The sequence below is a fragment of the Mycobacterium sp. 134 genome (assembly GCF_048282715.1).
Taxonomy (GTDB): Bacteria; Actinomycetota; Actinomycetes; order Mycobacteriales; family Mycobacteriaceae; genus Mycobacterium; species Mycobacterium septicum.
The window spans coordinates 270,999-295,450 of record NZ_JBLVUN010000008.1 but is presented as its reverse complement, the minus strand read 5'-3'; the positions used below and the strand labels follow the sequence as shown (position 1 = coordinate 295,450).

General features: G+C 67.4%; 16 protein-coding genes. 2 read left to right on the top strand and 14 right to left on the bottom strand.

The window, feature by feature from the left end; translation table 11 throughout:
• Window positions 1-6: 6 nt before the first annotated feature.
• The 12 genes from ACNQVK_RS06265 to glf all read right to left on the bottom strand — a co-directional run bounded on the left by ACNQVK_RS06265 (window position 7) and on the right by glf (window position 19,907).
• Window positions 7-1,560: an acyl-CoA carboxylase subunit beta gene (locus ACNQVK_RS06265; RefSeq protein ID WP_418028835.1), complete on the bottom strand. Its 1,554-nt coding sequence runs from the start codon at window positions 1,558-1,560 to the stop codon at window positions 7-9.
• Window positions 1,557-7,034: a polyketide synthase Pks13 gene (pks13, locus tag ACNQVK_RS06260; protein ID WP_418028834.1), complete on the bottom strand. Its 5,478-nt coding sequence runs from the start codon at window positions 7,032-7,034 to the stop codon at window positions 1,557-1,559. The genes ACNQVK_RS06265 and pks13 overlap by 4 nt, the downstream gene beginning before the upstream one ends.
• Before the next feature lie 63 nt (window positions 7,035-7,097).
• Complete coding sequence (gene fadD32 / locus ACNQVK_RS06255; protein WP_418028833.1) at window positions 7,098-8,990, bottom strand: long-chain-fatty-acid--AMP ligase FadD32; 1,893 nt, start codon at window positions 8,988-8,990, stop codon at window positions 7,098-7,100.
• Between the two features lie 254 nt (window positions 8,991-9,244).
• A complete protein-coding gene (locus tag ACNQVK_RS06250; protein ID WP_276129931.1) occupies window positions 9,245-10,258 on the bottom strand; it encodes a cutinase family protein in 1,014 nt (337 codons plus the stop codon).
• A 41-nt stretch (window positions 10,259-10,299) separates the two neighbouring features.
• Window positions 10,300-10,749, bottom strand: coding sequence for a hypothetical protein (locus ACNQVK_RS06245; RefSeq protein ID WP_418028832.1), 450 nt, complete (start codon window positions 10,747-10,749; stop codon window positions 10,300-10,302).
• Window positions 10,750-10,823: 74 nt separating this feature from the next.
• Window positions 10,824-11,735: an alpha/beta hydrolase-fold protein gene (locus ACNQVK_RS06240; RefSeq protein WP_418033995.1), complete on the bottom strand. Its 912-nt coding sequence runs from the start codon at window positions 11,733-11,735 to the stop codon at window positions 10,824-10,826.
• Between the two features lie 168 nt (window positions 11,736-11,903).
• Window positions 11,904-12,899, bottom strand: coding sequence for an esterase family protein (locus ACNQVK_RS06235; protein WP_044513844.1), 996 nt, complete (start codon window positions 12,897-12,899; stop codon window positions 11,904-11,906).
• A 321-nt stretch (window positions 12,900-13,220) separates the two neighbouring features.
• On the bottom strand, window positions 13,221-15,266 hold the full coding sequence (gene zomB, locus ACNQVK_RS06230; protein WP_418028831.1) for a flagellar motor control protein ZomB: 2,046 nt from the start codon (window positions 15,264-15,266) through the stop codon (window positions 13,221-13,223).
• A complete protein-coding gene (locus ACNQVK_RS06225) occupies window positions 15,244-16,185 on the bottom strand; it encodes a decaprenyl-phosphate phosphoribosyltransferase (RefSeq protein WP_418028830.1) in 942 nt (313 codons plus the stop codon). The genes zomB and ACNQVK_RS06225 overlap by 23 nt, the downstream gene beginning before the upstream one ends.
• Window positions 16,182-16,715, bottom strand: coding sequence for a phosphatase PAP2 family protein (locus ACNQVK_RS06220; protein WP_418028829.1), 534 nt, complete (start codon window positions 16,713-16,715; stop codon window positions 16,182-16,184). Before ACNQVK_RS06220 ends, ACNQVK_RS06225 begins: the two co-directional genes overlap by 4 nt.
• A gap of 1 nt (window position 16,716) precedes the next feature.
• Window positions 16,717-18,669, bottom strand: coding sequence for a glycosyltransferase (locus ACNQVK_RS06215; protein ID WP_418028828.1), 1,953 nt, complete (start codon window positions 18,667-18,669; stop codon window positions 16,717-16,719).
• Window positions 18,666-19,907 (bottom strand): UDP-galactopyranose mutase, encoded by a 1,242-nt coding sequence (gene glf / locus ACNQVK_RS06210; protein ID WP_418028827.1) that lies wholly within the window; start codon window positions 19,905-19,907, stop codon window positions 18,666-18,668. Before glf ends, ACNQVK_RS06215 begins: the two co-directional genes overlap by 4 nt.
• Window positions 19,908-20,148: 241 nt before the next feature.
• On the opposite strand from glf, the gene ACNQVK_RS06205 reads away from it, so the two are divergent.
• Both ACNQVK_RS06205 and ACNQVK_RS06200 read left to right on the top strand, forming a co-directional pair.
• A complete protein-coding gene (locus tag ACNQVK_RS06205) occupies window positions 20,149-21,111 on the top strand; it encodes a hypothetical protein (RefSeq protein WP_418028826.1) in 963 nt (320 codons plus the stop codon).
• 128 nt (window positions 21,112-21,239) lie between these two features.
• The gene (locus ACNQVK_RS06200) at window positions 21,240-22,856 is read left to right on the top strand and encodes an N-acetylmuramoyl-L-alanine amidase (protein WP_418028825.1); all 1,617 of its coding nucleotides are present in this window, start codon (window positions 21,240-21,242) and stop codon (window positions 22,854-22,856) included.
• A gap of 12 nt (window positions 22,857-22,868) precedes the next feature.
• Here the strand turns inward: ACNQVK_RS06200 and ACNQVK_RS06195 are convergent, their stop codons facing one another.
• Both ACNQVK_RS06195 and ACNQVK_RS06190 read right to left on the bottom strand, forming a co-directional pair.
• A complete protein-coding gene (locus ACNQVK_RS06195) occupies window positions 22,869-23,693 on the bottom strand; it encodes a Cof-type HAD-IIB family hydrolase (RefSeq protein WP_044513860.1) in 825 nt (274 codons plus the stop codon).
• Window positions 23,693-24,451, bottom strand: a complete 759-nt coding sequence (locus tag ACNQVK_RS06190) for a lysophospholipid acyltransferase family protein (RefSeq protein WP_418028824.1) — start codon at window positions 24,449-24,451, stop codon at window positions 23,693-23,695. Before ACNQVK_RS06190 ends, ACNQVK_RS06195 begins: the two co-directional genes overlap by 1 nt.
• Window position 24,452 lies beyond the last annotated feature (1 nt).

Below are 24,452 nucleotides of genomic sequence, written 5' to 3'. Positions count from 1 at the left end.
CGACGATCAGATCGGGGTCAGGCCGTGCTTGCGCTGGACCTTGGGCATGTTCTGCTTGTCCCGCAACAGATGCAGAGACTTACGCAGCAGCAGCCGGGTCTCGTGCGGCTGGATCACCCCGTCGATGTAGCCCCGCTCGGCCGCGATCCACGGAGTGGCCAGATTGAGGTTGTATCCCTCGATGAAGTCGGCACGGATCTTCTGCACCTCGGGCGCGGTCGGATCCGGGAACCGCTTGACCAACAGCTGCGCCGCACCCTCGGCACCGATCACCGCGATACGCGCGGTCGGCCAGGCGAAGTTCAGGTCCGCGGACAGCTGCTTGGAACCCATCACCGCATACCCGCCGCCGTAGGCCTTGCGGACGATGATGGTCACCTTCGGCACATCGGCCTCGACGATCGCGTTGAAGAACCGGCCGCCGCGCTTGATGATCCCCTTCTCTTCCTCGGCGAAGCCCGGCATGGCGCCGGGGGTGTCCACGACGAAAACCAAAGGCAGGTTGAAGGAGTCGCAGAACCGGATGAAGCTGGCGGCCTTGTCGGAGGCATCGGTGTCCACCACGCCGGACAGGTGCATCGGCTGATTGGCGATCACACCGACCGGGCGGCCGTCCACCCGGGCGAACGCGGTGATCATGGCCGGGCCACGCTGCTCGGCGATCTCGAAGATGTCACCGTCGTCGAAGATCCGCAGCAGGATCTCGTGCATGTCGTAGGACGTGTTGTCGGCGTCCGGGACGATCGCGTCCAGCTCCAGATCGTGCGGGGTGATCTCGGGTTCCAGACCCGGATTCACGATCGGCGCGTCGTCGAAGTGGTTGGCGGGCAGGAACGAAAGGTAGTCGCGGACGTACTGGAACGCCGCCGCTTCGTCCTCGACAACCTTGTGGATGTTGCCGCGCTGGGCCTGTACGTCGGCGCCGCCGAGTTCGTCGAACGTCACGTCCTCGCCGGTGACGTCCTTGATCACGTCGGGCCCGGTGATGAACATGTAGCCCTGATCGCGCACTGCCACCAGCAGATCCGTCTGGATCGGCGAGTACACCGCACCGCCGGCGCACTTGCCCAGAATGATCGAGATCTCCGGGACCAGACCGCGCAGCATTTCGTGGCGGCGGCCCAGCTCGGCGTACCAGGCCAGCGACGTCACCGCGTCCTGGATGCGGGCACCGGCCGAGTCGTTGATGCCGATGATCGGGCAGCCCACCATCGCCACCCACTCCATGAGCTTGGCCACCTTGCGGCCGAACATCTCGCCGACCGAACCCTGGAACACCGTCTGGTCGTGGCTGAACACACCGACCGGGCGTCCGTTGATGGTGCCGTGGCCGGTCACCACGCCGTCGCCGAAGAGCGCGTTGGGGTCACCGGGAGTGCGCGCCAGCGCACCGATCTCGAGGAAGCTGCCCGGATCGAGCAGTGAGTGAATCCTGGCCCGGGCAGAAGGGATGCCCTTCTTGTCCCGGCGGGCCTTGGCCTTCTCATCGCCCGGATCGGCAGCCAGTTCCAGCTTCTCGCGGAGCTCGGCCAGCAGTTCGGCCGTGGTCTTGTTCGTCACTTGCTCTCGCTCTCCGCTTCGATACGGTTGATCGCCTCGCTCATGTGAGCACCGACTTTGGCAATGTACGGCTCGTCGATGGCCTGAATGTGCTCGCCCCCGATGTGCACGACCTCCAGGTCCGGGGCGGCCTCGCCCCAGCCACCGTCGGGCTGGCGGGTCGCATACGCGGGCTCGAACACGATCGCGTCATCGTGGTAGCGGTCGGCCATGTAGAGCGTGACGTGCCCGTCGTACGGCTGGATCTCGATGGTGTCCAGCGCGCGATTGTCCAGGTAGGACGTGCGCTGGTGTTCGATGATCCCGCCGGGGATCTGCACGCCGCTCTGCGCGACGACCTCCAGCACGAACTTGACCTGGCCCTCGTCGTCGAGCTTCTCGAGCTCCTCGTAAGGAATCGCCGGAACCTCGACGTTGAAGGTGCGCTCGGCGAACCGCGCGTAGCGGTCCCAACGTGCACGCATCCCCGCCTGGGTCTGGTCGATCGGCTCGCCGGGGCGAACACAGTCGATCAGGCCGACGAACCGGACATCGGCACCGGCCTGCTTCAGGCCGATCGCGCACGCGTAGGCCAGCGCCCCGCCCAGCGACCAGCCGGCCAGGACGAACGGGCCCTTGTGCATCTCCAGCAGCTTGGGCACGTACTCGGCGGCGCGCTCCTCGATGGAACCCTCGACCCGCTCGATGCCGTAGATCGGAGTGTCGGCCGGAAGCCGCTTCATCAACGGCTCGTAGACGACGGTCGATCCGCCGGCCGGGTGGAACACGAACAAAGGAACCTTCGAGGCACCCGCAGAGTTTTCGCCGGGGGCCCGCAGGGTACGGACGAATCCGTCGACCACGCCCTCTTCGAGCTGATCGCGCACGATCGTGGACAGCTCTTCGATGTTCCTCGCCGAGCGCACCTGCTCGACCGAGACAGTGCCCTCGGCCCGCTCGGAGAGCCGCTCGGACAGCTTGGTCGCCGTCTCGACATCGACGAACGGCAGCTCGTTGAAGATGCCGCCCGGCGACTTGCCGGTGACGATGGCCCAGGTCGCGAACGTGACGCGCTCGGCGGCGTCACGCGGTGGCACGTCGGCGCCGAGCGCCTCGGTGACCGCTTCCTGAGTGAGCACCTTGGCAGCGGCGGCAGCCGCGGTGGCCTTGCTGGGTCCGGACGGATCGGACGGCGCCGGTGGAACCGGCAAATCGCCAGCGGCCGGGATCGCAGGTCCCGACGGATCGCTGGGCGGCGCCGGGATGTCCAGTGCGGGCGCAGCTTCGGCAACTTCAGCAGCTTCAGCGCTGTCTTCGGAGGTCTTCTCCGCCAACGGATGACCGGCATCGGCCAGCTTGGCCTCGAGCTCGGCGACCGTGGAGGCACCGCCCAGGAGTTCGGACTGCTCCGCAGCGATCTCCTCGGCCGTCTTGCCCTTCTGGGACTCGGCGATCTGATCCACCTCGTCGCGGTGCTCGATCGCGTACTTGATGAGATCCTCGACGTTGTACAGGTTGGCGTCGCGCACCGCGGTCAGCTGGATCGGCGGCAGGTCGAAGTCGTATTCGACCCGGTTCTTGATCCGCACCGCCATCAGGGAATCCAGGCCCAGCTCGATCAGCGGCACCTCCCACGGCAGGTCCTCGGGCTCGTAGCCCATGGCACCGCCGACGATGGTGCCGAGTCGCTGTGCGATGGTCTCGCCCGAATCCGGTGACCACTTGGCAAAGCCCGCACCGAGATTGGCGCCCTTGGTCAGGTTGTCGGACAGAATCGCCGCGTCGTCCTCGACCTCGGGCTCAGCCACCGCAGCCGGGGCGGCCGAAACCTGCTCGGCGACCACGCCGGCGGCGCCGACCGCGGTCGGCAGCGCTGCCGGGGCGCCACCGCGGGTCACGATCGCGTCGTAGACCAGGGTGAAGGACTCCTCGATGCGGGCGTGCACCTGCACCGAGGCGCCACCCGGGTGCCGGGTCAGCGTGGTGACCAGGCGCGAGCCATCGGCGGCCACCGCACGCTGCTCGGAGGCAGTCAGCTTGGCATCCGGAAGCACCTGCGCGGCCGCCGCTTTCACCAGTGCGGCGAAGTCAGCGGCACCCTTCGGCACGAACTCCCAGACGTGCTTGCCGTCGGGTGTCGCGACGTGGTTGCCGGGCATCACTGCCGAGCTGTCCGCCGTGAACTGGGCGTCCAGCCAGTGCTGCTTGCGCTTGAACCGGGTGGCCGGGATGTTCGCGAAGTCCAGGGCGCCGGCCAACCCGCTGGACTTGCGCGGGAACAGGGTCCGGAAGTCCAGCTCATGGCCGTGCACGAACAGGTGGGACATGGCCGTAACCATCGACTCGACCTCGTCCTGCTTGCGGGCCAGGGTCGCGATGAGCTGTGCGTCATGAAGTCCAGCGGAGGCCGTCGTCAACCCAACCTGCATGAGCGCCACCGGGTTCGGCGCCAGCTCAAGGAACGTGGTGTGACCGTTGTCCACCGCGTTGCGGATGCCGTGGGTGAAGTAGACGCTGTGCCGCAGCCCCTTCTTCCAGTACTCCACATCGTGGATCGGCTCGGCGCCGGCCCGGATGAACTTGCCCTCGTGCACGGTCGAGAAGTAGCCCGTGGTCAGCGGATGCGCTTCGATACCTTGGATTTCGGCGGACAGCTCACCGAGCAGCGGGTCCATCTGCTGGGTGTGGCTGGCGCCCTTGGTCTGCAGCTTGCGGGCGAATTTGCCCTCGGATTCGGCCCGGGCGATGATCGCGTCGATCTGCTCCGGCGGGCCACCGATGACGGTCTGGGTCGGGGCCGCGTAGACACACACCTCGAGGCCCGGGTAGTCGGCGAAGACGGTCTTGATCTCGTCGGCCGAGTACTCCACGAGCGCCATCAGCCGGATGTACTCGCCGAACAGCATCGCCTCGCCCTCACCCATCAGGTGCGCGCGCGAGCAGATGGTCCGGGTGGCGTCGGCCAGCGACAGCCCGCCCGCGAAGTAGGCGGCGGCCGCTTCACCGAGCGACTGTCCGACCACCGCACCGGGTTTCGCACCGTGCGCCTTGAGGAACTCGCCGAGCGCGATCTGGAGGGCGAAGATCACCGTCTGGACCACTTCGATCGGGTATTCGCAGGTCTCGTTGGTGTAGTCGATCGCGTCATCGAGAATCAGCTCGACGATCGAGTACCCGCGCTCATCCTGGATGTGAGCGTCGACCTTGTTGATCCACTCGGCGAACACCGGCTCGCGCAGGTACAGACTCTTGCCCATCTTGCGGTGCTGCGCACCGAATCCGGCGAGCACCCACACCGGGCCGTTGGTCACCGGGCCGTCGGACGAGATCACCGTCGGATGCTGCTTGCCCTCGGCGATCGCCCGCAGGCCCTTGATCGCCTCGTCGTGGTCATGGGCCAGCACCACGGCGCGGGAACGGCCGTGGCTGCGGCGCGACAGCGAGCGTCCGATGGATTCCAGGGAGGCCTCGCGCCCCTCAGGGCTGTCGATCCAGTCCGCCAGCTCCGCCGCGGCGACCTTCTTGCGTGAGGTCAGGAATGCCGAAATAGCCAGCGGGACAACCTTCTTGGCAGGCTCGGCAGCATCCGCCGCCGCCAGTTCCGCACGCGCCGCCTCGATCAGGCGCAGCGCCTCGTCGGTCAGGCCGGGCAGCTCGTGAGTTGCCTCGTCGTAGGCCGGGTATTCGTCCACCTCCGGCTCATCGTGGATGAACTCGCCGTACTCGTCCATCCGCACGCCACCGACGTACACGGCGTCGGCCTCGCCGGAATCAGACTTGTCCTCGACCGCTTCGGGTTCCGGCTGCGGTTCGACCAGATCGGACGGCAAGACCTCGCGCAGCACCAGGTGGGCGTTGGCGCCACCGAAGCCGAAGCCCGACACACCGGTGATGGCATGCCCGCTGTAACGCGGCCACTCCGAGACGGTGTCGTTGACCTTGAGGTGTTCCTTGTCGAAGTCGATGTACGGGTTGGGCCCCGCGTAGTTGATCGACGGGGGCAGCTTGTCGTGCTGCAGCGAGAGGGTCATCTTCGCCAGGCTGGCCGCGCCGGCGGCCGACTCCAGGTGTCCCACATTGGATTTCACCGCACCCAGCAGGGCGGGCTTGTCTGCATCGCGACCGCGGCCGACCACCCGGCCCAGTGCGTCGGCCTCGATCGGGTCACCCAGGATGGTGCCGGTGCCGTGCGCCTCGATGTAGTCGACGTCGCGCGGGTTGATCCCGGCGTCCTTGTAGGCCTTGCGCAGCACGTCTTCCTGCGCGTCCGGGTTCGGCGCGAGCATGCCGTTGGAGCGGCCGTCATGGTTGACCGCGCTGCCTGCGATCACAGCGAGGATGGTGTCCCCGTCGCGGCGGGCATCGGAGACGCGCTTGAACACCAGCATGCCGCCGCCCTCGGAGCGGGCATATCCGTTGGCGTCGGAGGAGAACGACTTGATCCGGCCGTCCGGGGCCAGCACTCCGCCGACCTCGTCGAAACCGATCGTGACGATCGGGGTGATCATGGCGTTGACCCCGCCGACGATGGCCACATCGGCCTCGCCGGAGCGCAGCGCCTGCACGCCCTGGTGGGCGGCCACCAGCGAGCTGGAGCAGGCGGTGTCGACCGATACCGACGGTCCGCGGAAATCGTAGAAGTAGGACACGCGGTTGGCGATGATCGAGGTGGCGGTACCGGTGATCGCGTAGGGGTGCGCGGCTGTCGGGTCCATCAGGGCCAGGAACTGGTAGTCGTTGTTTGAACTACCTACGTACACAGCGACATTGGTGCCGCGCAGGCTCGACGCCGGGATGCGCGCATGCTCCAGCGCCTGCCAGGTCAGTTCGAGCGCCATCCGCTGCTGCGGATCGATGTTGTCGGCCTCCATCTTCGACAGCGCGAAGAACTCGGAGTCGAAACCCTTGATGTCCGAGAGATAGCCGCCGCGAATGCTGGCCTTGCCGACGCGCTCGGCGATCCGCGGCTCGGCCAGGAATTCCTCCCAGCGGCCCTCGGGCAGGTCCGTGATGGCGTCGCGGCCTTCCAGCAGCGCCTGCCACATCTCGTCAGGGGAATTCATGTCCCCCGGAAAGCGGGTGGCGACGCCGACGATCGCGATGTCCTCGACGTCGGAGTCACGCGACCAGTCTTCGTCGCCGGTGTCCTCGGGCTCGGGCTCGCCCTCGATGATCACGGTGGCCAGCGACTCGATGGTCGGGTGCCGGAAGAGCACCGTCGCCGTCAGCGTGACGCCGGTGAGGTCCTCGATGTCGCTGGCCATGGCCACCGCGTCGCGCGAGGACAGGCCCAGCTCGATCAGCGGCGTGGTCTCGTCGATCACGTCGGGCGACTGGCTCGTGGCGGTGGCCACCGCCTTGCGCAGCCATTCGCGCATCTCCGCGACGGTCAGGTCGGGGCGCGACGCCGGTGCCCCGGCGGGCTGGGTGTCCCGGCCGCGCACGTGAGGAGCAATCTGATCAGGAAGATTCGAATTGCTTTGTGTTTCATCCATATTCAGGTCACCTTGCATCAGACGGGCGCTCGTCGGCGTCGTGTCGTTGGGTGGAGGTTTCGATCAGTCCGTCTCGTCGGGGAACGCGTTGGCGATCTTCCCGCTGCGCAGCGAGCCGTCCAGGTACGCGGAGCGGCAGGCCCGACGGCCGATCTTGCCGCTGGAGGTACGCGGGATGGCGCCTGCCGCGGTCAGCAGCACGTCGCGCACGGTGACACCGTGCCGCACGGCGATCGCGGCCCGGATGTCGTCGGTGATCGGGCCGACTTCGAGCTTGTGGGAGCCGGGAGCGCGCTCGGCGACGATGACCAGCTGCTCGGAGCTGTCGTCGTCGTCACGGTGCAGGCCGGCGTGGGCGTTCTCGAACACCTCGGCGGGCAGCTGGTTGGCCGGCACCGAGAAGGCCGCGACGTAGCCGGTGCGCAACGCCTTGCTGGCCTCCTGCGCCGAGTACTCGAGGTCCTGCGGGTAGTGGTTACGGCCGTCGATGATCACCAGGTCCTTGACGCGGCCGGTGATGTAGAGGTCGCCGTCGTAGAAGGCGCCGTAGTCGCCGGTACGGACCCAGGTGGCGTCGTCTTCGGCGCCTTCGGCGTGCGACGGGCTGGTGCGCGATTTGAGCGTGTTCTGGAAGACCTCGACAGTCTCTTCGGGCTTGCCCCAGTAGCCCGTGCCCATGTTCTGGCCGCTCATCCAGATCTCGCCGACCTGGCCGTCGGGCAGCTCGGTCGCGCTCTCGGCGTCCACGATGACGGCCCACTCCGAGACGCCGACCTTGCCTGCCGAGGCCTGGGCGACCGCCTTGACCGAATCGCCATCCACCTCGACGATCCGACCGCTGTTGAGCTCGTCGCGGTCGACGTAGATGATCTTCGGCTCTTCGGCGGCAGGCGTGGTCGACACCATCAACGTCGCCTCGGCCAGACCGTAGGACGGCTTGATCGCCTTGGCAGGGAAGCCGAACGGGCTGAAGGCCTCGTTGAACCGGCGCACGGTGGCAGCCGAGATCGGCTCGCTGCCGTTGAGCACGGCCTTGACGTTGGAGAGATCGATCGCAGCTTCACCCTCTTTGGGGACGCCACGAGCGGCCGCGTGGTCGAACGCGAAGTTCGGCGCCACGGAGATGACACCGCCGGTGTCGCCCTCCTTGCGGGCCATCTCCCGGATCCAGCGCTCCGGCCGGCGCACGAAGGCGGCCGGGGTCATGAAGGTGAAGTAGTGACCGATCATCGGAGCGATCAGCCCGGTGACCAGACCCATGTCGTGGAAGAACGGCAGCCAGGACAGGCCGCGGTCGCCTTCCTCACCTTCGAGCGCCTCGACGATCTGCACCACGTTGGTGGCCATGTTCAGGTGGGTGATCTGCACACCGGTCGGGATCCGGGTCGACCCGGACGTGTACTGCAGATAGGCGATGGTGGTCTCGTCGACGTCCTCGAAGTGGACCCAGGTGGCGGCGACGTCGTCGGGCACCGCGTCCACCGCGATGACCCGGGGCCGCTGGTTGGCCGGCCGGCTGCGGAAGAACTTGCGGACGCCCTCGGCGGCCTCGGTGGTGGTCAGGACCGCCGAAGGGTGGCAGTCGTCCAGCACCGCGTGCAGGCGGCCGACGTGTCCGGGCTCGGACGGATCGAACAGCGGCACCGCGACGCGGCCTGCGTAGAGCGCGCCGAAGAAGGCGACGAGATAGTCGAGGTTCTGCGGGCACAGGATGGCGACGCGGTCACCGGGCTGGGTGACCTGCTGAAGCCGGGCGGCCACGGCCTTGTTGCGCGCGCTGAACTGGGCCCACGTCAGGTCGCGGGCGACGCCGTCGCGTTCGGTGGAGAAGTCCAGGAAGCGGTATGCCAGCTTGTCGCTGCGAACCCTGGCCCAGCGCTCGACGTGCTCGACGATGCTGGCGCCGTCAGGGAACTTGATCTGCCCGTCCTTGATGAACGGATTGATGAACGGCATTTAACTCTCCTGTCAGAGCCGTACTCGTCGCGTTGTCGCACGTCACTGGCGGTGCGTTGCAGCCACTCAAGCGGCCGTACGTACCCAAACCCGGACGATCGTACCGGGCGCGGCGACCACGCCTACGAGTCAGCTGACGGCTCTAGTCAACCAACCACGCACGCGCAAAGCTCTTATTTTTCTCTTAATGTTAAGGGACTGTGACGGTCTCGGCCAAATCTGCCACGCGAGTCGCGTCCCGGGCGTGTTCGGTGTCAACCGTGCTTGGGATGAGGCGCGTTGTCCACCAGGTCCTTGGCCCAGCTCAGCGTCCACTGTGTGGCGGTCTCCCCGTTCTCCACCCAGAACTGCGGGGTGTTGTACAGCGCGTGCACCGGTCCGGCCGCGCTGCCGGTCAGTGTCTCCAGGGTCTTGGGCAGGTTGAAGATCGAGAACGCCTCCTCGGGCGCCGAGCAGATCAAATCACCCTTGCCGCAGATCTGGTTGGTCCGGTTGTTGAGCGCACCGAAGCCGCCCTGCCGCGGGCCCGTCATGGTCAGGCCCATCTCCGACAGCACCGGCACCTCGTGCAGCGTGATCTCGGCGCCCTGGCCCGGCGGGTTGGGGCCGACGTCCTGGCCCACACCGAGCTCGCGGCGTCCGTCGGCGATCAACGTCACCCCCAGCACCAGATCCTCGTCGACCGGGCCGCGGCCGTTGCCGATGTCGCTGGCCAGGTCACCGCCGATCACCGCGCCCTGCGAGAACCCGGCGATCACGTAGCTGGTCAGCGGGCAGCGATCGTTCATCTCCGTCATCGCCTTGACCGCGGCGCGCTTCCCCTCGGCGCGGCTGTCGTTGTACGACATCTGGTTGTCGGCCGAGAACGGGTTATGGAACTGCGCGGTGTACGGCACCGTGTAGACCTCGAGGCGGTCCTTCCCGAACTGCTCGGCCATCGGCCGGCTCACATTGGTCATCAACGACAGCGGGAACTGCGTCGGGTTGAACGGGTCGTCCAGCGGTGAGGACTCCCAGGTGCCCGGAATCGAGACCAGCATCACGTCGGGGCAATCGGCGGACTGGAACTCCGGACGCGGCTTACGCGTCGCCGACGGGCCCGGGACCCCGGCCGGAGGCTGGGCCGACGGCGGTGCCGACGGGGTCTCCGGGCGACGCATGATGATCACCACGATCGTCACCACCAGCACCACGACGAGTGCCATCGCCGCGGCGGCGATCAGGGCCAGGATGCGGTGACGCTTCCTGCGGCTGGCATTTTTGGCCATGGGTTACTCGGGCTCCTCGCGTGCGGTGCGGTGATCTGCGGCTAGCAGAGATGATCGGTGGCGATACGGATGTAGTCGGTGGCGGCGGTGTCGATCTCACCGGGTGTGGGGCTTTCCTGGCCGGACCTGGCGGCCCGGACATCACTGCGCACCAACGGCAGGACGAACTCCCGCACGGCCTGATCATCCTGCTTGGCGGCACGGCCCTGGCACACATACGACCCGATCGACAGCGCCAGCAGCTCACTGGACGGGGTGATCCCGGCGGCCTTGAGCTCATCGAGATAGGTGTGCTGCTGCGACGTGATCGCCAGATCACCGCCGCGACGTGGGAGAGGCTGCGCGGATGCCGCCTGGGGCTGCGCACCGTTGACCTGTGACGTGGGCAGGGCCAGCGGCGCCATGATGTCACCGCCCGCATCGCATGCCGTGAGCAACGACGCAGCGGACACCGCTACCACCAGGGTGGCCGACCGTACCGTGTGCTGCACGCTTCCACCGTACCGGCTGGTGAAAAGTGTCCCGGCGCAGCTGATTCTGGTCACGACGGCGTGCCGACCGGCCTCTACTTGATGGTCGCGACCAGTTCGCCCGACATCTGCGCCAGCTGCGGGGCCCAGCTGCCCCAGTCGTGCTGACCGCCTGCAGGCATGTCGAAGTGCCCGTTGCTGCCGCCGACGGTGCGGTAATGCTGGTAGAACGACCTGTTGCTGCCCTGGGCGAGATCGCAGACACCGATCATCGCGGCCGGGTCGCTGCATGTCAGCGTGCCCGGGCTGTACACCCACAGCCGGGTGTTGGCATCGGCCAGCAACTGCACGTGCACGTCGGGGTCATGCCACTTCCAGCGGCCAAGCTGTGGGGCACCCCACATGCCGTAGCTGTCGACGCCACCGAACTGCGCCATGCCCGCGGTGATCGCGCCGTTGAGGGTCGTGGCCGACGGGGTCAGGAAGCCCGACAGCGATCCGGCGAAGCGGAACCGGTCGGGATGGAAGGCGGCCAGCGTCAGCGCGCCGGTCCCGCCCTGCGAGGCACCCACGATCCCATGCCCGCCCGGGGCGAGTCCCTTGTTGGCGGCCAGCCAGTCCGGCAGCTCGGCGGAAAGGAAGGTCTCCCACTGCTTGCTGCCGTCCTGCTCCCAGTTCGTGTACAGGCTCCACGCACCGCCTGCCGGGGCCGCCACCGAGATACCGCGGCCGGCGAGGGTCGACATCGCATGACCGGCGTTGACCCAGTTGCTCACGTCGGGAGCCGCGTTGAATGCGTCGAGCAGGAACACCGCATGCGGGCCACCGCCCTGGAACGCGACCGGGATGTCACGGCCCATCGCGGCCGACGGGACCATCAGGTACTCGACGCCGTCGGCCCGGGCCGGCGCGCTCGTCGTCGCCGAAACGGCCCAGAGGGCAGCACCGAGCACCGGAGCCAACAGGGCCAGCAGCATTGCCCGCATCAGACTCAACGCACGCCTCATCATCAACCTCTCCTGCTGCCGGTCGTTCGAAGTGCCCCCGCACACGTAACCCGCGTTGTAGTGAACCACATCGCAACCACAGCCGGGGCGTCAAATGACTGACGGCGGCGTCCCCTTGAGGGGAGCGCCGCCGTCAGCTTCGACTGCGTTGAGCCGCTGTGCCGTCCGCTAGGCGGTCGGGGTCGCGCCCAGGACGCGCTGCAGGTCAGGCTTCATGGCCTGCAGCTGCTGGCCCCAGTAGGCCCAGTTGTGCGTACCGCTCTGCGGGAAGTTGAACACAGCGTTCTTGCCACCGGCCGCGATGTACTTCTCCTGGAAGGTGGAGTTCGTCCGGCAGACGAAGCCCTCGAGGAACTTGGCGGGCATGTCGGCGCCGCCCAGCTCGCCCGGCTTGCCGTTACCGCAGTACACCCAGAGCCGGGTGCCGTTGTTGGCCAGGGTCGCGACGTTCTCCGTCGGGTCGTTGGCCTTCCAGGCGTTGTTCGGGTCGCCCGTCGAGCCCCACATGTCGTCGGCCTTGTAGCCACCGGCGTCACCCATCGAGACACCGATCAGCATCGGCCACCAGCCCTCGGACGGGTTCAACGTGCCCGACAGCGAGGATGCGTAGATGAACTGATCCGGGTGGCGAGCCGACAGCATCAGCGCCGACGAACCGGCCATCGACAGACCGACCACAGCGCTACCGGTCGACTTCACGTCCTTGTTGGCCGCCAGCCACGCCGGGAGCTCCTGGGTCAGGAAGGTCTCCCACTTGTAGGTCTTGCAGCCGCCGTCCTTGCTGCCACAGGCCGGCTTGTACCAGTCGCTGTAGAAGCTGGACTGGCCACCGACCGGCATCACAACCGAGATGCCAGAGTTCAGGAACCACTCGAACGTCGGGAGTTCGATGTCCCAGCCGTTCTGGTCTTCGCGAGCGCGCATACCGTCGAGCAGGTACAGCGCGGGTGCGCCCGCGCCACCGCTCTGGAACTCGACCTTGATGTCACGTCCCATCGCTGCCGACGGAACTTCGAGATACTCGACCGGCAAGCCAGGTCGAGACCAGGCTCCAGCGGTCGCCGAGCCGCCTACGACGCCAACCAGGCCAGGCAGCACGGCCGCAGCGGCGACCGCAACCGTCAACCGGCGCGACAGGCCGCGCATCTTCCCAACGAACTTCATACCGCTCCCTATCTGAATCTCTTCTTCGTATTCCGCACATCGATCAAGGACCGACGTAAGCGGCTCACGTGCCCGTGTAGTCAACCACACGAACGCGCGGTGCTTCTCTGCAGCAGTTCTCGTCCCTGGTCGGCCCTGCGCCATTGCCGGTCGCGATCAGGTCTGGTTCGGGTGCCTGCGACCAGGTGTCGATACCAGAGGTCAACATCGGTTTTTCGTACCGTCCGTTCAAGATCGGTGTGCAGGCTCGTCTGGGTATCGGTCCGGACGGGCCGGGCGTTACCAAACACACAGATTTCCTCAGAACGGTGACGGAACCGGTTACGGGCCGGTGGCCGGCATCCCGGTGTACGGCGGGTTCTTGGGCTCGGGAACCGGAAGTCCGCACCGCTTCAGGTCATAGAGCGGCACCCGGTCGATCCGGTACTTGGTGAACTCGTACGCGTGCGCCAGGTTCGACAGGAAGCGCCGTGGGCTCATCTCGCCGCGCACCGAGGTCAGCATCGACTCGGTGGCCGGGCAGGCCAGCGCGGCCTCGGCCTGGGAGATCCATTCCTCGTCCAGGTAGGGCGGGATGTACGGCCTGGTCTTGAGCCACGGCCCTTCGGCCACGGCCCAGTCCGGGAACAGGTTCTTGTCGTGGCCGATACGCCCGTCGGTCAACCGCTGGGTGTGCATCGCAAGCGGATTCGTCAGGCCGATCTGGTCGATGACCCGCACGTCGAGGCCGACATTCATGCCCAACATGCCCATGTTGGTGAAGAACACGGTGTGCGGGGTTCTCAACGCCCGCCGGTCCGCCGGGCTGAGATCGGGTGGAGGCGGGTAGGCGGGGACGACGTCCCATTGGTCGTAGTTGCCCGACGGCAGCAGCAGCGCACCGTCGGGGGTGTTGTTGATCGCCGTCAGCACCGCACGCATGCGCGGGTAGTCCAGGTAATCGGCAGCGGTCAACGGGTGCGCATGACCGGTGGCCTGCGAGTAGAACCGGCGCTCGTCGACGATGCCGGTGTAGGTGACCCGCGTGCCGTCGGCGCCAAGGCCGGGCGAGTTGGCGGCCCAGATCGACCAGCCCACCACTGCGGCCCACAGCACGCTGGTGGCGGCGGCCAGCAGATAACCCGTCTCCCTGGTGAACTTGGTGCCGTCGGGCAGCACCACGGGGATCACCGCGACGGGCATCAACATGCAGAACAGCGGGGTCAGCAACACCCGGCCGTGCATGAAGTCACCGCCCTGGCGTACCCAGTAGATCGCCTGCAGCAGGCCGCTGACGAACATGAAAAGCACTACGGCAGCCGGGCTTTGAACGGTGCGGGCCAGCCAGCCGTAGCCGCGGGGCACCTGATGGCGCACCCACCACGGCCGGGTCCTTGTGGTCAGCAGGACGACGCTGAGCGCGGCCAGCAGCATCACCGGTACCCACAGCAGGTAGGGCTGGTTGAAATTGCTCAGATAGGTGAAGCCCTGGGACCATTTGGCGCCCGATGCGTCCTTGGCCACCGCGGTCCCGGGCACGATCAGCGCGTAGTACCCCATCCGGAAGATCTGGTAGGCAACCGGCAGCAGTCCACCGGCCACCAGGATCAGGACGCGGCGGCGCCAACCTCGCGCCGCGATCAGCATCATGACCAGTGCGCCCCCGCCGATCAACGCCAGCTCGGGACGGATGAGCACACTCAACCCGGCGACGGCGGCCAGCGCTCCTTCGAAGTACCGGCTCGAGACCGGACTCGGCGCAGTCTTCGGGCTGCCCCGACCGACTGTTTTGGGAGCCGCGCGCAGCGCCTGCGACCAGCACACCATCATCCACCACAGCAGGCCCAAATAGGCCAGCACCAAACCGTTTTCGAGCCCCGAGGTGGCAAAGTCGCGGGCCGGGGGTACCGCGATGTAGACCAGAGCGCCTGCGGGCAGCAGCAGCGCCCGGCGGCCCTGGAGGCTCGGGGCGTACAGCCGGCCGGTGCCCAGCATCGCCAGTACGACACCGAGCACGCTCAGCATCAGCGCGAAGGCCAGCGCCACGTATTCCATCCGGACCGGGCCACCCAGCCATGCGCCCAGCGTCACCAGGTAGGTCCACGCCGTGGAGGTGTTGGCCTCGATCCGCTCACCCGCGTTGAAAACAGGACCGTTGCCCGCCAACAGGTTCCGCACCGTGCGCAGCACGATCAGGCCGTCGTCGGCGATCCAGCGGCGCTGCCAGGCGCCCCAGCCGAACAGCCCGGCGACCACGACCACACTCACCCACAGGCTGATCCGTACCGTGACGTCGTACGGAAACACCGGCCAGCGCGACAACCGGTCACCGACGCCGCCCGCCAGGCGGCGCAGAGTGATTCGGTCAGCTGAAGTAGACAGCTGCACCGATGGTTCCGATCCACGCCAGGAACAGGACCTGCAGCACTCGATCTTTCAGCGCGATCTCCTCTGGCTCACCGGCGATGCCACCATCGATGTCAACGGCATAACGCAGGATCGCGATGGTGAACGGAACCATCGTGATCGCGTACCACGACGCATCCTGGCCGTCGAGCCCCAGAGCATCGTTGGCACTGTCGCGCCCGAATGCCCACAGGCCGTAGCAGAGCACCATCGCGGTGGCCGACAACGTCCAGACGAAACGCAGGTAGCTGCTGGTGTAGCTCTCCAGCGACTTGCGGATCTTGGCGCCCGTGCGCTCGGCCAGTTGCAGCTCGGCGAACCGCTTGCCTGCCGCCATGAACAGCGAGCCGAAGGCCATCACCAGCAGGAACCATTGCGACAGCGGGATATCGGCGGCCACGCCACCGGCGATGGCGCGGAGCAGGAAGCCCGAGGACACGATGCAGATGTCGAGCACAGCCTGGTGTTTGAGCCCGAAGCAGTACGCCAACTGGATGGCGATGTACACCGCCATCACCAATGCCAGATTCGGTGTCAGCAGCCACGAGATGCCCAGAGAGGCCAGCGCGAGCACAACCGCCAGCACGTAGGCCAGTGACTGCGGCACCACACCGGCGGCGATGGGCCGGAACCGTTTGGTGGGATGGGCGCGGTCGGCCTCGACGTCGCGGGCGTCGTTGACCAGATAGATCGACGATGCCGCCAGGCAGAACACCACGAAGGCGATCGACACCTTGTACGCGAGGTCGGCGTAGTTGTACTCGATGCCGCTGCCCACCGCGGCCAGCGGCGCGGCCAGCACCAGAAGGTTCTTGATCCACTGGCGCGGACGGATCGCCTTGATCAGCCCGGAGGCCAGATTCTTGGGCGGCCCGAGCTCCGGCTGCGCTTCCTCACTCATCGGGCACAGTCTCCTTCGGCCCCAACACCGGCAGTTTTTCCGACCACAGAACCCACGAGCGTCCCGACGGCCACGCCGGTCAGTACATCGGTGGGATAGTGCACACCCAACACCAGGCGCGACAGCGCCATCGGAACCACCAGAACCGCGCGCAGCGGCAGACCAGTGGTCCGGGCCAACAGTACGGCGGCCGCCGCGGTCGAGGTGGCATGTGCCGACGGGAAACTCAACCGGCTCGGCGTGCCGACGTTCACGGCGATGGCGGGATGATGCGGCCGCTCACGGCGCACCACCCGCTTGATCAGGACAGCGGCGGCATGGGCCAGAAACGCTCCGGCGCCCACCGCCAGCCATGACTTGCGCTTGGCCGGCTGGGCCAGCGCACCCGCGGCCGCGACCGCGAGCCAACCCAGGCTGTGTTCACCGAAGTGCGACAGCGCACGCGCGCCGCTCAGCACGCCCGGCCGGGTGGCCAGGGCAGACTGCACGGCAACCAACACGGCGTCCTCGCCGCGCGGGGCATCGGTCATGTCAGTTTTTCTCCGCCGACTCTGTCAGCAACACCGTCTCCCACTTCTGGGTGCTGGTCAGCACCGGCAGCGCCTCACGATAGACCTTGCGCATCCGGTCGAATTGACGGACCACGCGCAACTGCTGGCGCAGCGAGGCACGCAGCAACGCGAACATCTTGGCGCGGTCCCGCTGCCGGAACACCACACCCCGCCCATCGGCGGTGGTGACGGTGACTCCGTCGACGCGACTCAGCGAGAACCAACGGGCGTCCTGGGTGGCCACGTTGATCTGCGGCCGGATGTGGGTCTCCGGATCGTGCGGGCGCAGTTGGTTGACCACTCCGCGGGCCAGGTTCAGGATGATCGCCGGCTTGGACACCGGGATGCCGATCTTCTTGCGCTTGAGGTCCGAGGCCGCAGGCAGCTCGGTGGCACCGGGCAGCACGACGGCGTCGGGGAACTGCTGGCGCATCGCGCGGATGTCGGGCAGCGCCGACTCGAGGATGGAGAAGATGTGTTCCGGGCCGGCCAGGAAGTCCTCCATGGCCCGGTTCTGGATGGCGACCGTCGAATACTCAAGGCACAGCAGGTGTTTGAACGTGGCCTTGAGGTGGCTGGCCAGCAGCCCACGTACGTCGCCGTCCCAGTGGATCGCGGAGATCACCAGCCGGTTGCGCAGGTGGAAGTAGGCCTGCCAGTCGATGGCGTCGTCCTTGTCGCTCCACGCCATGTGCCAGATCGCCGCGCCGGGCAGGGTGACCGTGCGGTAGCCGTGCTCGGCGGCCCGCAGGCCGTATTCGACGTCGTCCCACTTGATGAACAACGGCAGCGGTTGCCCGAGCTCCTCGGCCACCTGACGGGGGATCATGCACATCCACCAGCCGTTGAAGTCCACATCGATCCGGCGGTGCAGCAGCTTGCTGCGGTTGGACTCGGTGTCGTCGAGCGCATGCTTGGAGAAGTCGTGGTCGTATTCGGCGTTGGGCGCTGCCGACCACATGAAGTTCGACCGGTCCACCATCTCGCCCATGATGTGCAGGTGTGACGGCTCCTGCAGGTTGAGCATCTGCCCGCCCACCAGCATCGGCTCCTTGGCGAACCGGTTCATGGCCAGCGCCCGCAGGATCGAATCGGGTTCGATGCGGATGTCGTCGTCCATGAACAGGATCTGCTCACAGTCGGTGTTCTTCAGTGCCTCGTACATCACGCGGCTGTAGCCGCCGGACCCACCGAGGTTGGGCTGGTTGTGGATCGTCAGCCGGTTGCCCAGCGCGGCCGCGGCGGCCTCGAAACCGGGATGGTCCTTGGCCTTGCTGGTGCCCTGGTCGGACACGATGACCGCGCTGATCACCTCGTCCACCAACGGATCCGAGGTCAGTGCGGCCAGTGCGTTGACACAGTCCGAGGGCCGGTTGAAGGTCGGGATGCCGACGGCGATGTTGGCCGCCGGCGCGGGCGTCGGGGCGTACCAGCCTGCGCTGTGCACCCGCACCGCGGTGTCGGTGGTGATGTCGAACCAGATCCAGCCGCCGTCTTCGAACGGCGTCAGGTCGATCTCGAACTCGACCGTGGCGCGGGCGCCACCATCGGGTCCGGCCGGGTTTCCTTCACTGGAGACGGGGGCGCCGCCGACGGTGATGCGCGCACCCGTGGCCTTGGACCGGTACACGTCGACACGGGCAGTGCCGGTCAGCTCGACGCGCAGGACCACCGACTTCAGCGTCGACCAGCGGCGCCAGTAGCTGGCCGGGAAGGCGTTGAAGTAGGTCGCGAACGAGATCCCCGATTCGGTGCCGATCTCGAGAGTGGTGCGGGTGGGCGCGTGCGCCCGCCGGGCATTGGTCGGGTCTTCGACGAGGTAGAGCTTGCGGACGTCCAGCGGCTCGCCCGGTCGCGGCAGGATGACGCGGGCCAGCAGACTGACGGCCCGCGATTCCCCGGCGTCGAGGGCGCCGGATGGGATGTCACTCATGCTTTGCTGCTTTCGTTCTCGGTCGTCAGCGGCGCACCGTCAGTCAGGTGCGGTGCCAGGGTGTTGTCGTACATGTTCAGCGCACTGGCGATGGCCATGTGCATGTCGAGGTACTGGTAGGTGCCCAGCCGGCCACCGAAAAGCACCTTCGCCGAGGCGGTTTCGGCCTTTGCGCGGGTTCGGTAGGAGGACAGCAGCGCGCGGTCCGCCTCGGTGTTGATCGGGTAGTACGGCTCGTCGTCTTCTTCGGCGAACCGCGAGAACTCCCGCATGATCACCGTCTTGTCGGCCGGGTAGTCCCGCTCGGGGTGGAAATGGCGGAACTCGTGGATGCGGGTGTAGTCCACGTCGGCGTCGTTGTAGTTCATGACGGGTGTGCCTTGAAAATCACCGCAGTCCGTCAATACCTCAAGATCGAAATCGAGTGTGCGCCAGCCCAACCGGCCCTCGGAGTAGTCGAAGTAGCGGTCGAGTGGCCCCGTGTAGACAACCGGGGCGTCGGGGTTGGCCGCGCGGAGTTCTTCCTGGACGTCGAACCAGTCGGTATCGAGCCGCACCTCGATGCGGTCGTCGGCGGCCATGTTCTCCAGCCAGGCGGTGTACCCGTCGACCGGCAGGCCCTCGTACGTGTCGTTGAAGTAGCGGTTGTCGAACGTGTAGCGCACCGGCAGCCGGGTGATGTTGGCCGCGGGCAGTTCCTTCGGGTCGGTCTGCCACTGCTTGGCGGTGTAGGCCTTCACGAACGCCTCGTAGAGCGGGCGCCCGATCAGCGAGATGGCCTTCTCCTCGAAGTTGGCCGCCTCGTGCCCGGCGATCTCGCTGGCCTGTTCGGCGATCAGGGCGCGAGCCTCGTCGGGGGTGAAGTACCGGCCGAAGAACTGCGAGACCAGCCCGAGGCCCATGGGGAACTGGTAGGCCTGGCCGTCGTGCATCGCGAAGACCCGGTGCTGGTAGCCGGTGAAGTCGGTGAACTGCCGCACGTAGTCCCACACCCGCTGGTTGGACGTGTGGAACAGGTGGGCCCCGTACTTGTGGACTTCGATACCGGTCTGCGGTTCGGCTTCCGAGTAGGCGTTACCGCCGATATGCGGGCGGCGTTCTATAACAAGGACACGCTTGCCCAGCTGCGTTGCCACGCGCTCGGCGATCGTCAGACCGAAGAAACCGGAACCGACGACGAATAAGTCGAAATGTCCGCTGGACTGGTCTGTAGCGACCCGGGGAGATAAGGACGTCATCGGCAGCCAGGGTATCCGACCGCGCCCCTGTGCCCCGAATTAGACAAAGGGCCCAGGTCGCAATTCGCTCACAATTCAATATCGTCACTCTAGACCCACGAGTCACAGCCTTAACATCGATCTCGTCGGTATTCATGGGCTTCTCAGCATCCGGTCCGGAACCGCCGATGAAGAAGCGGAGAGCACCCCACGTGCGATCCGAAGTGCAGTCCTTCGCTGCAAACATATTGAGGAGACTTCCGTGCCGAACCGCCGTCGACGCAAGCTCTCGACAGCCATGAGCGCAGTCGCCGCAGTGGCAGTCGCAAGTCCAGTCGCCCTAGTTGCCGTGTCGCAGCTTTCCCCCGCGCCGCAGGAGCGCGAGTTCACCCAGGCCGCGCTGGTCACCGACCTCCCGGGTGAACTGATGTCCGCACTGTCCCAGGGCCTGTCCCAGTTCGGCGTCAACCTGCCGCCGATGCCGTTTCTGAACAGCTCCACCCCGGCGCCGACCCTCGGCTCGCCGACCCTGACCTCACCCGGTCTGGCGTCGCCCGGTCTGACGTCGCCAGGTCTGACCGCCCCCGGCCTGACCGACCCCGGTCTTACGTCGCCCGGGCTCACCCCGCCCGGCCTCACGTCACCTGGGCTCACGTCACCTGGGCTCACGTCACCAGGGCTGACCTCCCCGGGCCTCACCTCGCCCGACGCCGCGCTGACCAGCCCCAACGGCCTGTCGCCGAGCTTGACCTCGCCGACGGCCGGCCTTCCGGGCGCACCCGGCGGGCTGACCAACCCGGCACTGACGCCGCCGACCGGCGGGCTCACCAACCCGGCACTGACGCCGGCGGGAGCCGTGCCGGGCGGGCTCACCACCACCCCCGCTGGACTGGGCGGTGGCCTGACCTCGCCGACGGGCCTCGACCCGGCGCTGTCCGGCGGCCTGGGCGCCCCGGGTGAGGTGCCGATCTCGGCTCCGATCGGGCTGGATCCCAGTGCGGGCACCTACCCGCTGCTGGGCGCCGACCCGTCGCTGGCCGCGATGCCCGCCACCGGCGGTGGCGGCGGCGGACTGTTCGGCGATCTGTCGAGTGCCGCCAACCAGCTCGGCGCCGGCCAGGCCATCGACCTGCTCAAGGGCATGGTGATGCCGGCAATCACCTCGGCGATGAAGGCCCCGGCGGCCGCGGTGCCGCCGCCCCCGGCCCCCGCGCCGCTCCCGTAAGACAAAGGCCCGGTTGAGAGAACGGCACCGCAGAAGCCATCTGGCTCTGCGGTGCCGTTGCCTGTGAAAGACACGCGCGGACCGTGTCGAATCATTCGTAACATCAGACTCATACGTAACATCAGTCCGTGCAGTCCCATCGTCCCGCGCCGTCGATTCTCTTCACCACGCTTGCGGCGACAGTCGTGATCGTGCCGTGGGCGATCTCCGGATCCGAGTTCGGCAAAGACCCCGACCCGTCCAGTACTGCACCGCAACTCACACAGCAACCGCTGAACAACCTCGCGGTCGGCGAGAGCATCCGCGAGGTCCATCAGGACACCCCGTTCTCGATGGTCGCGCTCACCTCACCGGACCTGCGCGGAACCTCCGCCCGGGTCCGGGCCCGTAAGGACGACGGCACCTGGGGCCCCTGGTACCAGGCGGAGAACCTCGACGGCGTCGGCGCCGACACCCCCGGACCGCGCGGCACCGAACCGGTGTTCGTCGGCCGCACCACCACCGTGCAGATCGCCGTCACCCGCGCGCCTCAGGCACCCGTACCGCCGCCCGGGAAGGCCGCGAAACCCGGGCCTGCCAAGCCGGCACTCGGTTATGTGCCCGCCAACGTCGAAGCACCCATCGGCCAGAACGTCACCGCGGTGCTGATCAGCCCGCCCCAGGCCCCCGTCGACGTCGGGCCACTCCCGACCGCCGCAATCAACCCCGGCCAGCCGCCGACCATCATCAGCCGCGCCCAATGGGGCGCCAACGAAGCGATGCGATGCGGAAACACCGTGTACGACAAGGGAATCCGGGCCGGCATCGTGCACCACACGGCGGGCAGCAACGACTACGCCCCCGAGGATTCGGCAGGCATCATCCGGTCGATCTACGAGTACCACACCCGTGAGCTGGGCTGGTGCGACATCGCCTACAACGCCATGGTCGACAAGTACGGGCAGGTGTTCGAGGGCCGCGCGGGCGGCATGGACAAGCCGGTCGAGGGATCCCACACCGGCGGTTTCAACATCGACACCTGGGGTGTGGCGATGCTGGGCGATTTCGACGTCGTGCCACCCACCGAGATCCAGGTGCGCAACACCGGCCGACTCCTGGGCTGGCGCCTCGGCCTCGATCACATCGACCCGCGCGGCACCGTCGTGCTCACCTCCGCCGGCGGATCGTTCACGCACTTCCCGCGCGGAGCCACCCCGACCCTGCCGACGATCTTCACCCACCGCGACGTCGGCATCACCGACTGCCCCGGCAACGCGGCGTATGCCCAGATGGACCGCATCCGCGACATCGCCGCCCGGTTCAACCAGCCACCCGGCCCCGCCGACCTGGCCGAACAGATGCGTGGCGGCGCGATCTACGCCCGATGGCAGGCCGAAGGCGGCGAGAACGGCCTGCTGGGCAATCCGACATCACCCGAGGCTGCCGGTGAAGGGGCCGCGCGTTACGCGACCTTCGAGCGCGGCGTCGTGTACTGGTCACCGGACAGCGGCGCCGAGCCGGTCACCGGCGCCATCTACGAGGCATGGGGAACGCTCGGCTTCGAGCGCGGAATCCTCGGCCTGCCCACCAGTTCCGAGATCCCCGAACCCCAGTGGATCGTGCAGAACTTCCAGCACGGCACGCTGAACTTCGACCGCGAGAAGGGCACGGTCACCCGCGTGGTCGACGGCGTGCCGGTGGAACTGCCGCCGCCGTCACCCGATCAGCAGCCGGTGCAACTGGAGCGCTTCACCCCGATCACCTGATCGCTCGGCGCGTCAGGACCACCAGCGTTCCAGTACGTGGGCCACACCGTCCTCGGCATTGGTCACGGTGATCTCGTCGGCCGCGTCCACCGCCTCGGGGTGCGCATTGCCCATCGCCACACCGCGCCCCGCCCAGCGCAGCATCGGTATGTCGTTGGGCATGTCGCCGAAGGTCACGATGTCGCCGGCGGTCAGCCCCAGCGGGGCCGCCAACTCCTCGACACCGGTGGCCTTGCTGATGCCCAGCGGCACCACCTCGATCAGGCCGTTGTTGGTCGAGTAGGTGATATCGCCCTGTAGACCAATGTGTTTGAGCAGTTCGGCGGCCATGTCGGCGCTGCGTGCGCCGGCCTTGCGGATGAGCAGCTTGACCGCGGGAGCACTGAGCAGATCCTCGACCGAAACCTCGGTGTTGTCCGGGTTGAGCCAGGCGTGTTCGTATCCCGGCGAGCTGACGAACTGCGGGGTCGCCGCGTCGTGCGCGGAGGAGCCCACCCGTTCCACAGCCAGCCCAACCCCGGGGATCACCCGCGTCGCGATCTCCGCGAGCTCGCCGAGCACGTCGGCCGACAGCGTGTGGGCCGAGACGATCCGATCGGTGGCCGGGTCGTAGATCACCGCGCCGTTGGCGCACACCGCCATCGGCGCCAGGCCGAGACCGTCGACCACCGGTGCGATCCAGCGTGGCGGGCGCCCGGTGGCCAGCACGAACGTCGCCCCCGCCTCGACCGCGGCCTGCACCGCCGCCCGGGTGCGCGGCGTGACCTTCTCGTCCTCGTCGAGCAGCGTTCCGTCCACGTCGGTGGCGATCAGCCCCGGCGCCCGCTCGGCGTTCATCAACTTCTCCCCGTCGCTTCGCTCGCCCTCTTGCGGGCACGTTCGGCCAATTCCGCCTCGTCCAGCCGTTTGGCCTGCGCAAGCGTCGGCGCGCTGCCACCGAGCCGTTTCGGAACCCAGTATGCCCCGGCCGGGGTGGGGTAGTCCTGCTGCGCCCGGCTCAGCAGGGCCGACATGGCGGCGCGCAGGGTGTCATCGATCCGGGCCACCGAACCCGTCGCCCGGATCGGTTCACCGACCGCGACGCTCACCGGAATCTTCTTGCGCCCCACCGCTTTCGGGTGATCCTTGGTCCAGATGCGCTGCGCACCCCAGACGATCAGCGGAATGATCGGCACTCCGGCCTCCACGGCCATGCGCGCCGCACCGGTCTTGAATTCCTTGAGCTCGAAGCTGCGACTGATCGTGGCCTCCGGATACACCCCGACCAACTCGCCGCGGCGCAACGCGTCCACCGCCGCGGCATAGGCACCCGCGCCTGCCCCGCGGTCCACCGGGATGGTCCCGGTGTGTTTGATCAGGTAGCCGACGGGCTGCACCCGCTCCATCTCCGCCTTGATCATGAACCGCATCCGGCGACCGCGTTCGCGCGCGGCCAGGGCCGCGGGCAAGAAGTCCACGTAGCTGGTGTGGTTGATGGCGATGACAGCACCGCCGGTGGCGGGCAGATTGTCCACCCCGCGGAAGGTGATCCGGGTTCCGGTGGCCCGCACCGCGAGCCCCGCGGCGATCTCCAAACTTCGGAAAACCGGTTCCATA

What these genes read in the sequence shown, in the direction of transcription:
- pks13 (WP_418028834.1), bottom strand. Translation starts at nt 7,034, where the DNA reads ATGGATGAAACACAAAGCAATTCGAATCTTCCTGATCAGATTGCTCCT.
- fadD32 (WP_418028833.1), bottom strand. Translation starts at nt 8,990, where the DNA reads ATGCCGTTCATCAATCCGTTCATCAAGGACGGGCAGATCAAGTTCCCT.
- ACNQVK_RS06250 (WP_276129931.1), bottom strand. Translation starts at nt 10,258, where the DNA reads ATGGCCAAAAATGCCAGCCGCAGGAAGCGTCACCGCATCCTGGCCCTG.
- ACNQVK_RS06240 (WP_418033995.1), bottom strand. Translation starts at nt 11,735, where the DNA reads ATGAGGCGTGCGTTGAGTCTGATGCGGGCAATGCTGCTGGCCCTGTTG.
- ACNQVK_RS06235 (WP_044513844.1), bottom strand. Translation starts at nt 12,899, where the DNA reads ATGAAGTTCGTTGGGAAGATGCGCGGCCTGTCGCGCCGGTTGACGGTT.
- ACNQVK_RS06225 (WP_418028830.1), bottom strand. Translation starts at nt 16,185, where the DNA reads ATGAGTGAGGAAGCGCAGCCGGAGCTCGGGCCGCCCAAGAATCTGGCC.
- ACNQVK_RS06220 (WP_418028829.1), bottom strand. Translation starts at nt 16,715, where the DNA reads ATGACCGATGCCCCGCGCGGCGAGGACGCCGTGTTGGTTGCCGTGCAG.
- ACNQVK_RS06215 (WP_418028828.1), bottom strand. Translation starts at nt 18,669, where the DNA reads ATGAGTGACATCCCATCCGGCGCCCTCGACGCCGGGGAATCGCGGGCC.
- glf (WP_418028827.1), bottom strand. Translation starts at nt 19,907, where the DNA reads ATGACGTCCTTATCTCCCCGGGTCGCTACAGACCAGTCCAGCGGACAT.
- ACNQVK_RS06195 (WP_044513860.1), bottom strand. Translation starts at nt 23,693, where the DNA reads ATGAACGCCGAGCGGGCGCCGGGGCTGATCGCCACCGACGTGGACGGA.
- ACNQVK_RS06190 (WP_418028824.1), bottom strand. Translation starts at nt 24,451, where the DNA reads ATGGAACCGGTTTTCCGAAGTTTGGAGATCGCCGCGGGGCTCGCGGTG.